The sequence below is a fragment of the Sulfurihydrogenibium sp. genome (assembly GCF_028276765.1).
GTDB lineage: Bacteria > Aquificota > Aquificia > Aquificales > Hydrogenothermaceae > Sulfurihydrogenibium.
The window spans coordinates 1-13,721 of sequence record NZ_JAPYVU010000003.1 but is presented as its reverse complement, the minus strand read 5'-3'; the positions used below and the strand labels follow the sequence as shown (position 1 = coordinate 13,721).

The 13,721-nt window shown below is 32.2% G+C and carries 13 protein-coding genes; 7 read left to right on the top strand and 6 right to left on the bottom strand.

Annotated elements, in window-relative coordinates:
• Positions 1 to 2 precede the first annotated feature (2 nt).
• Genes coaBC through Q0929_RS00885 form a run of 4 tightly spaced genes read right to left on the bottom strand, consistent with a single transcriptional unit; the run spans position 3 to position 4,030 of the window.
• Entirely contained in the window at positions 3 to 1,190 is a 1,188-nt protein-coding gene (coaBC, locus tag Q0929_RS00900) for a bifunctional phosphopantothenoylcysteine decarboxylase/phosphopantothenate--cysteine ligase CoaBC (RefSeq protein WP_299237708.1), read from the bottom strand.
• On the bottom strand, positions 1,183 to 1,503 hold the full coding sequence (locus Q0929_RS00895) for an alkylmercury lyase (RefSeq protein WP_299237707.1): 321 nt from the start codon (positions 1,501 to 1,503) through the stop codon (positions 1,183 to 1,185). The genes coaBC and Q0929_RS00895 overlap by 8 nt, the downstream gene beginning before the upstream one ends.
• 1 nt (position 1,504) lies before the next feature.
• Positions 1,505 to 2,194 (bottom strand): type 1 glutamine amidotransferase, encoded by a 690-nt coding sequence (locus tag Q0929_RS00890; RefSeq protein WP_299237706.1) that lies wholly within the window; start codon positions 2,192 to 2,194, stop codon positions 1,505 to 1,507.
• A gap of 12 nt (positions 2,195 to 2,206) precedes the next feature.
• Entirely contained in the window at positions 2,207 to 4,030 is a 1,824-nt protein-coding gene (locus Q0929_RS00885) for a KUP/HAK/KT family potassium transporter (RefSeq protein WP_299237705.1), read from the bottom strand.
• Positions 4,031 to 4,099: 69 nt separating this feature from the next.
• On the opposite strand from Q0929_RS00885, the gene Q0929_RS00880 reads away from it, so the two are divergent.
• A complete protein-coding gene (locus Q0929_RS00880; protein ID WP_299237704.1) occupies positions 4,100 to 4,771 on the top strand; it encodes a polysaccharide deacetylase family protein in 672 nt (223 codons plus the stop codon).
• Here the strand turns inward: Q0929_RS00880 and Q0929_RS00875 are convergent.
• Positions 4,766 to 4,963: a hypothetical protein gene (locus tag Q0929_RS00875; protein ID WP_299237703.1), complete on the bottom strand. Its 198-nt coding sequence runs from the start codon at positions 4,961 to 4,963 to the stop codon at positions 4,766 to 4,768. The genes Q0929_RS00880 and Q0929_RS00875 overlap by 6 nt on opposite strands.
• Positions 4,964 to 5,516: 553 nt before the next feature.
• Here Q0929_RS00875 and Q0929_RS00870 point away from each other — a divergent pair.
• The 6 genes from Q0929_RS00870 to Q0929_RS00845 all read left to right on the top strand — a co-directional run bounded on the left by Q0929_RS00870 (position 5,517) and on the right by Q0929_RS00845 (position 12,934).
• Entirely contained in the window at positions 5,517 to 6,125 is a 609-nt protein-coding gene (locus Q0929_RS00870) for an NAD(P)/FAD-dependent oxidoreductase (protein ID WP_299237702.1), read from the top strand.
• 174 nt (positions 6,126 to 6,299) lie between these two features.
• The gene (locus Q0929_RS00865) at positions 6,300 to 6,617 is read left to right on the top strand and encodes a hypothetical protein (RefSeq protein WP_299237701.1); all 318 of its coding nucleotides are present in this window, start codon (positions 6,300 to 6,302) and stop codon (positions 6,615 to 6,617) included.
• Positions 6,618 to 6,683: 66 nt separating this feature from the next.
• Complete coding sequence (locus tag Q0929_RS00860) at positions 6,684 to 7,847, top strand: TolC family protein (protein ID WP_299237700.1); 1,164 nt, start codon at positions 6,684 to 6,686, stop codon at positions 7,845 to 7,847.
• A gap of 59 nt (positions 7,848 to 7,906) precedes the next feature.
• On the top strand, positions 7,907 to 8,968 hold the full coding sequence (locus Q0929_RS00855) for an efflux RND transporter periplasmic adaptor subunit (protein WP_299237699.1): 1,062 nt from the start codon (positions 7,907 to 7,909) through the stop codon (positions 8,966 to 8,968).
• Positions 8,965 to 12,027, top strand: a complete 3,063-nt coding sequence (locus Q0929_RS00850) for a CusA/CzcA family heavy metal efflux RND transporter (protein ID WP_299237698.1) — start codon at positions 8,965 to 8,967, stop codon at positions 12,025 to 12,027. The genes Q0929_RS00855 and Q0929_RS00850 overlap by 4 nt, the downstream gene beginning before the upstream one ends.
• Positions 12,020 to 12,934, top strand: a complete 915-nt coding sequence (locus Q0929_RS00845; protein ID WP_299237697.1) for an AEC family transporter — start codon at positions 12,020 to 12,022, stop codon at positions 12,932 to 12,934. Before Q0929_RS00850 ends, Q0929_RS00845 begins: the two co-directional genes overlap by 8 nt.
• Before the next feature lie 384 nt (positions 12,935 to 13,318).
• Here Q0929_RS00845 and Q0929_RS00840 read toward each other — a convergent pair whose 3' ends face one another.
• Entirely contained in the window at positions 13,319 to 13,471 is a 153-nt protein-coding gene (locus Q0929_RS00840) for a flagellar biosynthesis anti-sigma factor FlgM (RefSeq protein WP_299227079.1), read from the bottom strand.
• Positions 13,472 to 13,721 lie beyond the last annotated feature (250 nt).

Below are 13,721 nucleotides of genomic sequence, written 5' to 3'. Positions count from 1 at the left end.
AACTATTCTAACTCACTTTCTGATTTATTAAAAATGCTATCTAAAATTAAATACGATGCCTTTTCTTTACTTTCTGTCTTAACCTCTATTTTTCTGCCGTCTTTAAAGATTATATAGCCTTCATATATATCTTTGCTAAACACTTTAACAGGATTGGCAATGATTACATCAAGATTTTTTCTTTTTAATTTTTCTATTGCATTTTCAAAAATATTTTCACTCTCTGCAGCAAATCCTATTAAAATTTGATTTTCTCTTTTGTTTTCTCCTAAGAATTTAAGGATATCCGGATTTGGCTGTAATTCTACTGTAGGATTTTCTTTTGTTTTTTTAAGTTTATTTTCACTGTAAGCTTTTGGTCTAAAGTCTGCAACCGCTGCATTCATTATGATTATATCAAAGTCTTGGTAAATATTTTTTATAGCTTCAAACATATCAGTTGCAGATACTACATTTATTTTCTTGATTTGTGAAGGCAGTTTCAAGCATGTTGGTGCAGAGATTAAAGTGACTTGACTTCCAAATGCGTAAGCTTCCTTCGCAAGGCTATATCCCATTTGTCCTGAAGATGCGTTTGATATGTATCTAATAGGGTCAAAAAATTCTCTTGTAGCTCCTGCTGTAATTAATACTTTTTTACCTTTTAAGAATTTTGGATATAATGCATATTTTACTGCAAGCTCTATATCTTCTAAATCAGCAAGCTTTCCGCTTCCTTCTTCTCCACAGGCTAACAATCCTTCGCATGGATTTACAAAAATATCTCCTTTTTCTTTTAGAATATTTATATTCTTTTGGGTTATAGGATTTTCTAACATTTTCGTGTTCATTGCCGGTGCTATTACTAATGGTTTATCATAAGCTAAAGCTGTGGAGGTTAAAAAGTTGTCTGCTATGCCGCTGGCAAGCTTTGCTATAGTGTTTGCTGTTGCCGGTGCTATTAAAAAAACATCCGCCCATCTTGCCACATAAATATGCTCTAATCCTGTTTTACCATCTTTCCAAGAAGAATAAACTTCACCGTTTGTTAATGCTTGAAATGTAAGCCTTCCAACAAAATCTTCTGCTTCTGGTGTAATACAGACTCTAACTTCCATTCCTTTTTTCTGAAAATGTCTCACTATCTCGTAAGCTTTATAGCTTGCTATTGAACCACATACTCCAACTAATAATCTTTTCCCTTCAAGCATGATTTTTCTCTTTCAAAATTTTTATTCTTTCTTTTATAAATTCCTTAGGTAAAACGCCTGTTGGAAAGCTGTTTATAAAGTAAACTCTGCAGTTGTAAGTGAACCCTTCCGGTTTTTCCATCGTGTAAATATCGTATCCATTGTATAAAATAGTTGGCGAGCCTTGGAAATTTAACTCCTTTGCTTTTTCAGGACTTTCTACATTAATTATTTTAATCTCTTCTGAAATAAACCCTTCGTCTTTTAAAGACATTAGATTTTTAAGAGTTTCATCTGCATTGGGACAGCCTTCAAAATATTGAAATTCTATCATTTTATCTCCTATTACTCAAAAATCTGTCTAAAAAATCATACAGATACGTCTTTAAATTGGGAATATAAATCTCAGCATCTTTGATTATCTCATCAGGATTTAATTTTTCTTCTAAAACCTCGTCTTTATATTCTTGCATCCATTGTTTTATCATATTTTGTGAAACTTCTATATGAAACTGTAGTCCTACTGCATTTTTATAAATAAATCCTTGGTTTGTGTATAGATCGTTGCTAAAAATCAGCTGTGCATCCTTGGGTAAATCAAAGGTATCTCCATGCCATTGAAAAGCTTTAAAAAATTCCGGAAACCCTTCAAAAATTTTATTGTCAGAAACTTTTTTAATGTCATAAAAGCCTATCTCTTTTCCATTTTCTCCTTTATAAACTTTTGAACCTAAAACCTTTGCAAGCATCTGACACCCAAGACAAATTCCAAGTAAAGGTATCTCTTTCTTTAAAGCTTGTTCCATTATTTTAAACTCATAACTTAAAAATGGATACTTACTTTCTTCATAAGCACCCATGTAACCGCCAAGAACGACAATAAACTGATACTCATCTAATTCTCTTTTTAAAAGTTGACCTTCCGATGTATCTACATAATCAATCTCAAAATTTTTTTCTTTTAAATAATTTTCAATCAGCCCTAAATGTTCTATCTTTACATGTCTAATTGCTAATGCTCTCATTGTTTCTCCTCTTTATATTTCAACCCTAACAACAACACCATGAACTTTTTGAGCCGGTAGTTTATAAAATTCTGCAAAGTTAGAGAATAATCTTTTTATTAAACCAAAGATTTTCCAAATAATATTATCAGAGTAAACATTGTCTACACCATAGAAAACAACCCTTTCATTTATATCTAAATTTCTAAGCTCTTTTTCAACGTTTACAATCTCTTGGTATCCATATTCTATAACTGCGTATTTAATGCCCGGACACAGATCTTCTGCAAAATAGCTTCTAATACCAAAAGGTTGGTCTAATTTTTTAAGGGAAAGGAAAATATTTTCTTCATAAACTATGCCATGCTTAATCATTGTTTCAACAATATAAGGTGGAATTCTCTCAGTGCTTTTAATAAGAAATACTGCTGAACCTTTTATATGACATTTTTTAGGATAGATTTTATTGAAATTCTCAATAAAGCTTTCTTTTGGCATAAATTTACCGACTTTACCAATTCTACTTTGACCTATTACATAAAGCGAAATGATAAATATAGGCGGAATCGCAAATAAAATAGGCCAATAAGCACCGTGAGGAATCTTTAATGTATTTGATGCTAAGAATGTTAAATCTATAAATAACAGCAATATACTTCCTAAGAAATAGCCGTATTTTTTCAAATTAAAATAGATATAGATTAAAAATAAGCTTGTGATTACCATATCAATATTTACAGCTAAACCATAAGCTGATGCCATCTTTTCTGATTCCCTAAAAATGAAAAACATAATAAGGACGCCGATAAATAAGAAAAGATTAACTATTGGTATATATATTTGCGTACTTATTTCTGTTGAGGTATGTCTAACAAGAAGTAATGGAACCAACCTTGCGTTGATTGATTGAAAAATTAGAGAGAATACACCGCTTATAAGTGCTTGAGATGCAATAATGCCGGCAATTGTTATTAAAATTAAGAAAAGAATGTATAAATCATTTCCAAGCAACAAATTAGCTCCGTGGAAAAATGGATTATCTTCTTCTATGTTTCCTAAAAGTATAGAGGCTTGACCTAAGTAGTTCATAACTACTGCAAAAAATACAAAGACCCAAGCTGTTCTTATTGCATTTTTACCGATATGTCCCATATCTGCATACATTGCCTCTCCACCTGTTGCAACAAGAATAATTTCAGACAAAGCCAAAAAGGCAACAAATGGATGGTTAGAAATAAAATTTATAGCTTCTAATGGATTAAAAGCTTTTAAGACTATTGGATTATGTAAGATGTAATAAATTCCTATTGACGCAATGGTTATAAAATATAAAGTCATTATTGGTCCAAAAGCTATACCAATTTTTCCTGTTCCATATTTTTGAGCAAGAAACAACATTGTTGTTATGAAAATAGCTATACCTAAAATAGCTTCCTGGCTTAAACCTTCCAAACCATGAATTAACCTTAAACCTTCTGTTGAGCTTAAAATAGTTATGGCGGGCGTAATAATTCCATCTCCAAGTAAAAACCCAATACCAACTATGGTTAGAGCACGATGGATTAGTCTTATCTTAGGATTTTTAGTCAAGGACTGGGCAATTTCTCCTAAAACTATAATACTACCCTCACCTCTTAAACTAAGATTCATCGCAAACCAAGCGTACTGGACTGTTGGAATCAATATTAACGTCCATATCATTAACGATGCTATACCAAGAATTTCATCCGGTTTTGGCTTTGTTATTAAAACTATGACAGCAAAGGTATAAAGTGGGCTTGTTCCAATATCACCAAAAACTGTCCCTATGGCTCGAATAACATTACTTAAGCTTACTTTATCACTATGTGCTGACACTTTTAATCCTCCTACATTATTTTAAATTTATTATACAACCATTTTCACTTGTGTTATAATTTTTCGATTATGAAAAAAATAACATTCATCTTATTATTTTTGATATCTTCGTTCCTAATCTCAAATGCTGAAGTGATCACAACGTTAAAAACAGATGATAAAGTTGTTGCTCTTACATTTGATGCTTGTGAGACCAAAACACCATCATATTTAGACTATAAAATAATTGATTTTTTAGTTTCTCAAAAAATTCCTTTCACGCTGTTTGTAAGTGGGAAGTTTATTGAAAGAAATTTTCAGGATTTAAAAAATCTTTATAATACCGGTTTGGTCTCGATTCAAAATCATTCTTACAGTCATAACAATCATATGGACCTTTTAAGCGAAGAAGAGATTAAAGAAGATGTACTGAAAAATGAAGATTTAATCATTAGGTTAACTGGAGTTAAACCAAAGTATTTTAGGTTTCCTGCCGGTAATTATGATGAAAAAGCTCTACGATTAGTAGAAAGTTTAGGGTATAAAGTTGTTCATTGGACTTTTCCAAGTGGCGACCCGGATAAAAAAATAACAAAGGAAATGTTGATAGCCCATGTGATAAGAAATACAAAACCTGGTTCTATTTTAATATTCCATGCAAATGGTAGAGGCTACAAAACAGGCGAAGCATTGCCTGAGATCGTTAGAATTTTAAAGCAGAAAGGTTATAGATTCGTTAGATTAGAAGATTATTTATTATAATACTTCGGGTGAGAAATTACCTCCATAGCTTACTTTTTCTAAAAAAGCTATAACAAATAGCATATGTATATAGATAAGCAACAAAAATCTAAACCATTTACTCGTTTTATGTCTTATTCTTAACGACTTTACTTCATGATAGCTTGCTGGATGAAACCACCATAACCAAAAGTCCATAGTAAACACTTTCATCTTCTATCTCTTTCTTCAAATGCTCGCTGTATATTTTCCTCTTTCTTTTTACCCAATATCTTTTTCCTGAAACTCTTTTTATCTTTTCAGTTTTTGCTCTGCTTAATCTTGCTACTTCAATTATAGTACTATCTACTATAAGCTTTCCTTTTTTCCAAGAACAATTTTAAGCATCATAATAATCGTGATTCTTCTTAGCCAATATTCTCTAAGGATTTTGTAAACTCTTTCTGATTTTGATTTTCTAAACAGATGCCAAGATTGAATAGAAGGACAAATTAGAAATCTGGCAAGTGTAAGAATAGAGGGTGTCCCAAAATTTCGTAAATTTACCTTTCCTTACTATTCTGAGATCGAAGACCAAAGGTTCTCTTTTTTGATTTTTTGACTTGAAAAGAAAGAAAGAGATTCTTCGCTTCACTTAGAATGACAATCTTGATTTTTAGAACAGTCAATTAGATTAAAACCACGAAAGTAATATTGCTCATAGTCTGTGTATAAATGTATATTGTAAACTATTATAGTGTAAAAATTTCATAATAGGAGGTAAGAAATGGAAAAATACGATGTGATTATTGTAGGCGGTGGTCCTGCTGGGCTTGGTTGTGCTTTAACGCTTGCTTCAGCAAAAGGGCATTTTGATTGGGGAGAAAATAGAAAGTATTTAGTAATTGACAATAATTCCTCAGACCTATTAAAAGCAAAGCTTAATAACGTCCCAGGAGTTAAGCCAGGGAGCTTGGGAAAAGACGTAATTAATCAATTAAAAGATCATGCTAAGGTGTATGGAAATGTTGAAATTATAGATGGAAGAGTAGTTAAAGTTGAGGGTGAATATAAAAACTTTAAAGTAATTACAGAAGATGGTAAAGAATTTTATTCTGATTTTGTAGTTTTTGCTACCGGTTTTCATGAGTTTAATATTGAATGTGAGGGCGTGGAAGTTATTGAAAATAAAAAATCTCCAAGACCGGGTAAAGTTCAATTAAAAGTAGACCAAGACTATAAAATAAAAGAGGGTATGTATGCTGCAGGTTTAATTGCCGGCGTTAGTACAATGTTTGCAGCTGCAGCCGGAAGCGGCGTACAAGTTGCTTGCAATATACAAGCTATAATGGCCGGTAAAAATGTTGTTGTTCATGATGTTCCAGATAATGGGTAGTTATAAAGTGAATTTTGACTAACATCCTGAGGACGTACGTCCGAAGGATCTCTTCTTTTAAAAAACCTTAAAAAAAGAGATTCTTTGCCGGCTTCAGAATGACAATCTTGATCTTTTTTTCATTTAATGTATGGTAAAATTATACTAAGATGTACAAACTGAGGCTTGGTGTGTATGAATTTTAAAAAGACTTTATTAAGCTTGTTTCTACTTAGCTTGTTATTTAATATTTTCCATGACTATATTATTCAAAACATAGAAAAACATGATGTGCAAGTTTTAGTTTTAGAGGAAAAACAAAGTAATCAAAAAGACCAAGTCTCGGACCTTATAAACAAAATTCATCAAGCATTACACATGCCCTACATTCAAATTGAGAATACTCATAATTATAACTATGAAATAACATCTAAATTTTCAACAGATTTAAAATCTGATTTATTCAAATATGAATTAATCTCAGAAATCTTTAAACCACCCATATTAACTTAAATCTCCTTTTAACCATCTACAAAATCCTAAAATAATAAGCAATTTATAAACTTTCGGAGGCAAACTATGAAAAGAATATTATTAGCATTATTCATATCTTTTAATTTAGTAGATGCAGAAACGTTTGAAGAGATATTAGAAAAAAGTATTAACAACGACCTTATAAAAAGTAAGTATTACGAAGTAATGTCCTATGAAGGAGATATAATCAAAGCAAAAGCACTGCCAAATCCGGAAGGGTACATCAGCTTTGAAAGGCTAATAGGAAATAATACATCGGGAAATTTCTCAGAATTTCATATACTTCAACCGCTGAGACTATATGGACAAAGAAGGTATCAAGCAAACCAAGCAGAAAAGGAGCTTCAGTATCAAAAACTAAACTTTGAAGCGTTCAAAAATACATATACAGGAAATCTATATACATTGTTCTACGAAGCATTGTACAACAAATACTTATATGAAATAGCTCAGGAAGAGATGAAGACATCAAAACAAATTTTAGATTTTATAAAAAAGACTTATCAACTCGGAGAGACTACAAAGCTTGACTTACTTAGAGGAGAAAAAGATTATAAATTTACGGAAGTAAAACTTAATTTGTCAAAAACTAAGTATGAAGAGTCGGTAAAAAGGTTGTCAGGGTTTGTAGGATTTGATATAAAAGACGTTGAAGGGGATATAAATCAGATAAGACAGATAAAAGATAAAGATTTAACAACATTGCCACAAATTACAGCCATAAACAGCAAGATAGAGTCCTTAGAAAATTCATACAAATTTCAAAAAGCTTTATCAAAACCACAAATTAGTGTAGGTTTTATAACAAAAGAGCAGACAACCGGCAAATATTCTGCAGGTTTGATGCTAACTTTTAGCATACCTGTATTTTACAAAAACTTAGGAGAGATTGTTAACATACAAAACCAAAAGGCAAGCTTTGAAAAATTACAAAATTATCAGCTTGAGAATATAAAGCAAACCACAGCAGCCATAAAAGAAAGCTACAACATTTTAAAATCTCAGCTTGAAGAGATGGATAACAAAGTCTTACCGGATATGAAAGCTCAACTAAGCCTTGCAGAAAAAAGCTATAAGCTAAGAGAGCTGACACTTTTTGAGTATCTCACAATAAAATCTCAGTATTATGAATTACTTAGATATAGAGCCGATTTGTTAATGCAAATTCATAAGCTTTATGGTGAATACATAGCAATAGTAGGTGAGTAAGTGGTTGATAAGTTAAAAATCTACTTCTCACGTTTAATTTAAAAAGGAGGTAAAAACATATGTTAGTTAGAAAAGCTTCAGTAATGATTTTACTTTTATCAATATTTACTCTATCAAACGCTCAGGAGATTATACTTAAACCGGAGATTGAAAAAAAGATAAATCTAAAAACTGAAAAAGTGAAAGTAGGTGAGGTGGCAGAGTATCAAACATTTCCAGCAGTGGTAAACGAAGACCCAACATTAAGCTATGCTGTTTCATCGCCTGTGGAAGGAATAGCTGAAAGGGTTTATGTTAAGCTTGGAGACCATGTAAAAAAAGGTCAGATATTACTCACTGTTTATTCTCCAGCGATTGCAAGCTTGCAAGCAAATATCGAAATGGCAAAGGTTAAATTACAAACAGCCAAGCAGGTATTAGAAAGAGAAGAAAATCTTTATAAAGAAGAAGTTATACCCTTTGCAAGATATCAAACAGCAAAAATTGAATATGAGAGAAGTCTTGGAGAGTATCAAGCATTGAAAAAAGCTTTAAGCTCCTATGGAGAAGTCAAAGGAAGCTCTATTATTTTAAGAAGTAAAGTTAATGGATTTGTTGCTGATATAAAAGTAATAAACGGCAATCCTGTAAATGTTGGTGAAGAACTTATGAAAATACATTCTCATGAGAGACTTTGGGTAATTGCTCAGGTGCCTTTTGAAATTACAAAAGATTTAAAAATCGGTCAAAAAGTTATTGTTATATCTCCGCTCAATAAAGAAATCATCGGAACGTTAAGTCTTATAAGTCATGAGATTGACCCAAAAACAAGAAGAAATGATATAAGAATAGTTGTTAATAATGTAGAAGATTCTCTTAAACCTAATCTTTTTGTAAATGTAAAATTGCCGCTTAAATCAACCAATGGTGTATTAGTTCCTTTAAAAGCTGTTTTTCAAGAAAAAGGCAAATACTACTGCTTTGTAAAATCAGGCAATAAAGCCATTTTAAGAGAGGTTAAGATAACTGAAAAGGTGGGAAATTTTTATAAAGTTGTTTCAGGATTAAAAGAAGGTGAAGAGGTTATCACCGATGGTCTAATCTTTCTTAAAACTCAGGTTTTTGGGGGTGCCGGAGAATGATTGACTTTATTCTAAGATACAAATTTATAATTATTTTCATTCTTTTCTTGATTGTTGGCATTGGTATCTACTCATTTAAAAGCTTGCCAATAGATACTTTTCCAGACCCAACACCCGTTCAGGTAAACATTTACACAGAAGCTCCCGGCTTGTCGGCTGAGGAGGTAGAAAGTCTTATTACAAAAAAAGTGGAAACATCCATGTCCGGAATTAAAGATGTTACAACCGTTAGAAGCGTATCTTTACCCGGTTTATCTTACGTGTCAATTTTTTTTAAAGACGGAACGGATATATACTTTGCAAGAAGGCTTGTAATGGAAAAATTATCAGCAGTAAAAGGAATGCTGCCACCACAGTATAATCCAGTGATGGGACCAAACAGCTCAGGACTTGGAAACGTTCTTTTTTATGTTTTAACATCTAAAACAACTCCTTTGGCAGATTTAAGAGCTATCCAAGAATGGAAAATTAGACCTTTGATAATGTCAGTTGATGGAGTAGAAGAGATAAGCCAGTGGGGACCAGAAAAAGCTTTTTTAGTAAAGCCAGACTTAGAGAAATTACTTGCCCTTGGATTATCTCTTGATGACATAGCTAATGCGGTAGAAAAAGGCGGTGGAATTGCAGGCGGTGGATTTTCTAAAACTCCGGAAGGAGATTTAATCGTCAGGTCGGTTGGATACTACACAACCATTGAAGATATCGGAAATATATCCATTCAATCCTTAGATGGAGCTGTCATAAAACTAAAAGACATAGCCAAGATAGAAGAAGGGGAAGTTCCAAACAGAAGAGGAGCTTTTACACTAAATGGTGAAGAAGTGCAAGGAAATATTATCTTAAAAAGAGTAAACACAAATACCCAAGAATTGGTAGCTAAATTAAAAGAAAGAATTGAAGAAGTCAAAAAAATACTGCCGAAGGATGTGGATTTAAAAGTGATCTATGACCAGTCTTATCTCACCCAAAAGGCTATCTTTACAATAGAAAAAGCTTTATTAGAAGGGATAATTTTAATCTCTATTGCTATGCTTTTCTATCTTGGCAATATCAGAGCTGCTTTTTTAGTTGTTCTATCCATTCCACTTACTCTTTTAATGGCTTTCATATTCATGAAAAACTTTGACATAAGCGGTAATTTAATGTCTTTAGCAGGTCTTGCTATTGGAATAGGGCTTTTTGCAGATGCTACAGTTGTAGTTGTAGAAAATATTTACAGACATTTACACGAAACCGGTCTATCTCAATCAGGAGAATCTAAAGACAGCATAGTTTCAAAGTCAGTAAAAGAAGTTTTTAAACCGGTTTTATTTGCGATTTTAATAATAACCATCGTCTTTTTACCTATCTTTAGTTTTGAATCTGTGGAAGGTAAGTATTATAAGCCGTTAGCTTTGACAATAATTTTTGCTTTAATCTCATCTCTTTTAATTGCGTTTATGTTTATGCCTGTAATGTCTTATTTCATTTTAAAGCCATCTAAGGAAGAAGAGACAAAAATCATGAGATATATAAACGATCTATATCACAAGATTTTATACAAACTATTAAGATATCCAAAGGCGGTTATTTCTATCGTTTTGACGGCATTTATTTTTTCCTTGTTTTTACTTTCAAGAATAGGGTCAGAGTTTGCACCTACCCTTGATGAAGGAGCAGTTTTAGTAAAAAGCTTTTTAAATCCAAACGTGTCTTTACAAGAATCAAAAAGGGTTGCAAGTTTTGTAGAAGAAACAGCAAAATCCTTTCCGGAAGTTGAAGATGCTTTTTCGAACATAGGAAGAGCAGAAAAAGGTGAGCCAGAAGATGTTAGCTACATAGAGACGTTCATCACTTTAAAGCCGTACGACCAATGGAAGAATTTTAAAACCAGACAAGAGTTTGAAAATGCACTTCGGGAAAAGCTTAAAGATTTCCCGGGGGTATCATTTAGCTTTACACAACCTATCCAAATGAGAATTGATGAACTTTTATCCGGAGTAAAATCTACCGTGGCTATAAAAGTGTTTGGAGATGATTTAAACAAAGTAAATGAAATAGCTTTCAAAATTGAAGATATAGTCAGAAATACAAAAGGTTCTGTTGATGTAGAAACAGAAAGCCAATCAGGAAAACTTCAACTAAAGATAACCCCAAAGATAGACCAGCTAAATAGATACAATCTAAAAACAGAAGATATTTTAGCCCTTGTTGGAAAATACTTTACAGGATACGAAGCAAATCAAGTAAAAAGAGAGCTGATAACATTCCCTGTAATCGTCAGACTTCCGGAGGATTATATAAACGATATAGAAAAGATAAAAAACATTCCTATCCAAACAAAGGATGGCTACTTGCTTACATTGTCGCAGGTTGCAGATTTAGAGATAACACCCGGATTTTTCAAGATAAGACATGAAAATGGAATTAGATACGCCTTAGTTCAATCTAATCTTGAGGGAAGAGATTTAGGCGGGTTTGTACAAGAGTTAAAAAATAAGATAAACACACAGATTAAACTTCCGGAAGGTTATTTCATACAATTCTCAGGACAGTTTGAAAACCAAGAAAGAGCAATGAAAAGACTGTCTATCATTGTTCCAATTGCAATTTTCTTAATCTTTGTCCTACTGTATATAAATTACAACTCATTAAAAGATGCTTTGATAGTTATGTTAAATGTTCCTTTTGCTACCATTGGCGGAATTGTATCGCTTTACATATCAGGCTATAACCTATCAGTTCCTGCTGCAATTGGATTTATTGCTGTATTTGGCATTGCTACATTAAACGGCGTTGTGCTAATATCTTATATAAGACAACTTCTACAGGAAGGATTAGATATAGATAAAGCCATAGAAAAAGCAACCCGCTTAAGACTAAGACCAATATTGATTACAGCTACCGCAGCATCCTTAGGACTTATACCGATATTACTAACATCAGATATTGGCTCAGAAACTCAAAAACCTATTGCCACAGTCGTCATAGGTGGAATATTCACATCTACCATGCTAACACTGTTAATTTTGCCCATAGTTTATAAGACGTTTTACAGAGTCGGACTGAAAAATGCTTGAAAATCTTTTACAAATATTTGTGTTTTTTATACTTGGTTATACGGCAAGAAAGTTGAAAATAATTCCGCAAGAATACTCAAAAGCATACATAGACTACATAATGAATTTTGGCTTTCCAGCCTTGGTTATTTACAATATCTACAGATTAAGATTTAGCTTAGACGTTTTGGGTATTATAATCCTTGGCTGGATAGCCATCTTTTTGACTATCTTTGTCTCTTATCTAATCTCAAAAAGCTTAAAATTAGACAAAAAAAGAACGGTTGCATTCATAATGATGTCTACATTTTCTAATACCGGATTTCTTGGATATCCATTTATTCACTCTTTGTATGGAGAAGAAGGTTTGAGATATGCAGTAATTTTTGATAACCTTGCAATGTTTTTACCTATCTTTTTACTTGCACCATTTATAATAAACTATGCAAAGGAAGGAAGCACTAAAATCAACATCAAAAAACTATTACTTTTCCCGCCGTTTATTGCGTTAGCTATAGGTATATCTTTAAAACCCTTTGATGTTCCGGAAATTTTTCTAAATCTTCTAAAAACACTTGGTATGACTGTTATTCCTATTATCTTATTTTCTGTGGGCTTAAATCTAAGATTTTCACACATAGGCAAAGATTTAAAGCTTTTAACGGTTAATATGCTGGTAAAACTATTTGTATCGCCTTTAATTTTGTTACTTATCTTGTTGATTTTAAAAATAGATTTAACTTTACCTTATAAAGTAGCAATTTTGCAACTTGCTATGCCACCCATGGTTTTAGCTTCCATTTATTTAATAGATGCTGACCTTGAAAAAGATTTTGCAGTCTCTTCTGTAGCAATTGGCATTATTTTAAGCTTTCTAACAGTGCCAATATGGTATTTTTTATTGAATAGTTTGGGTCATCAGAATTGACAAAGAAAGTAAAAAAGTAGAGGCAATTCACGAATTGCTATTACAGAAGTTAAGAGTAAAATGTCGTCATTCTGCAGTCGTGCGAAGAATCTCAACCTCAAAGATGTCATTCTGAGCTAAGCGAAGAGTCCTTTTTTTCTTCAATTTTTAAAAGAGGAAATCCTTCACTTCGCTGCTGGATGACAAGGAAGGTAAAAATGTCATTCTGTAGCCGTTGGAAGAATCTCCGGTTTTTTACCTCCCACATTCTCTGAAAAAGGAGGGCTTTAAGCTTTACGATTTCACTATAAAGAGTAAAAGACAATCCGCATCCAACAACCGGTGAAAAAGCTAATATTTTCTAAAACTTCTCGCCTATAGCTTTGAATAAATTTATTTGCACGCTTAACCTTTTTTTCTAAACTTTTCTAACATTTTTTCAACAATTTCTTCAACAGGAACATTGTAATTTTTTTCTCTGATTAATCTTTTTAATTCCTCAATTCTTTCTCTTCTCATCTCTTGCTCCTTAATAATCTCCTCTAACAATTTATTCAACTCCTTGTCGTTTAAATCCTTCAAGGTTAATTTACCCCTTTGTAAGTTTTTTAGATTCTAGCTACAAATTTTAAAATTTAAATTTAACATAATAAATATTCGGTAAATAATTAAAAAAACTTTATTATACTTTGGGTGAGAAATTCAAATATAAATAAAACATCTAAAAAAACTCCTTGGTGGCAGTTAAAATTGTAATAGCAAAAATTCCACCAAGGAGGTAAAAATGCAAAACTCTAATCTTTATTTT

Coding starts and splice junctions, on each gene's coding strand:
- coaBC (WP_299237708.1), bottom strand. CDS start 1,190: ATGCTTGAAGGGAAAAGATTATTAGTTGGAGTATGTGGTTCAATAGCA.
- Q0929_RS00895 (WP_299237707.1), bottom strand. CDS start 1,503: ATGATAGAATTTCAATATTTTGAAGGCTGTCCCAATGCAGATGAAACT.
- Q0929_RS00890 (WP_299237706.1), bottom strand. CDS start 2,194: ATGAGAGCATTAGCAATTAGACATGTAAAGATAGAACATTTAGGGCTG.
- Q0929_RS00880 (WP_299237704.1), top strand. CDS start 4,100: ATGAAAAAAATAACATTCATCTTATTATTTTTGATATCTTCGTTCCTA.
- Q0929_RS00875 (WP_299237703.1), bottom strand. CDS start 4,963: ATGAAAGTGTTTACTATGGACTTTTGGTTATGGTGGTTTCATCCAGCA.
- Q0929_RS00870 (WP_299237702.1), top strand. CDS start 5,517: ATGGAAAAATACGATGTGATTATTGTAGGCGGTGGTCCTGCTGGGCTT.
- Q0929_RS00865 (WP_299237701.1), top strand. CDS start 6,300: ATGAATTTTAAAAAGACTTTATTAAGCTTGTTTCTACTTAGCTTGTTA.
- Q0929_RS00860 (WP_299237700.1), top strand. CDS start 6,684: ATGAAAAGAATATTATTAGCATTATTCATATCTTTTAATTTAGTAGAT.
- Q0929_RS00855 (WP_299237699.1), top strand. CDS start 7,907: ATGTTAGTTAGAAAAGCTTCAGTAATGATTTTACTTTTATCAATATTT.
- Q0929_RS00850 (WP_299237698.1), top strand. CDS start 8,965: ATGATTGACTTTATTCTAAGATACAAATTTATAATTATTTTCATTCTT.
- Q0929_RS00845 (WP_299237697.1), top strand. CDS start 12,020: ATGCTTGAAAATCTTTTACAAATATTTGTGTTTTTTATACTTGGTTAT.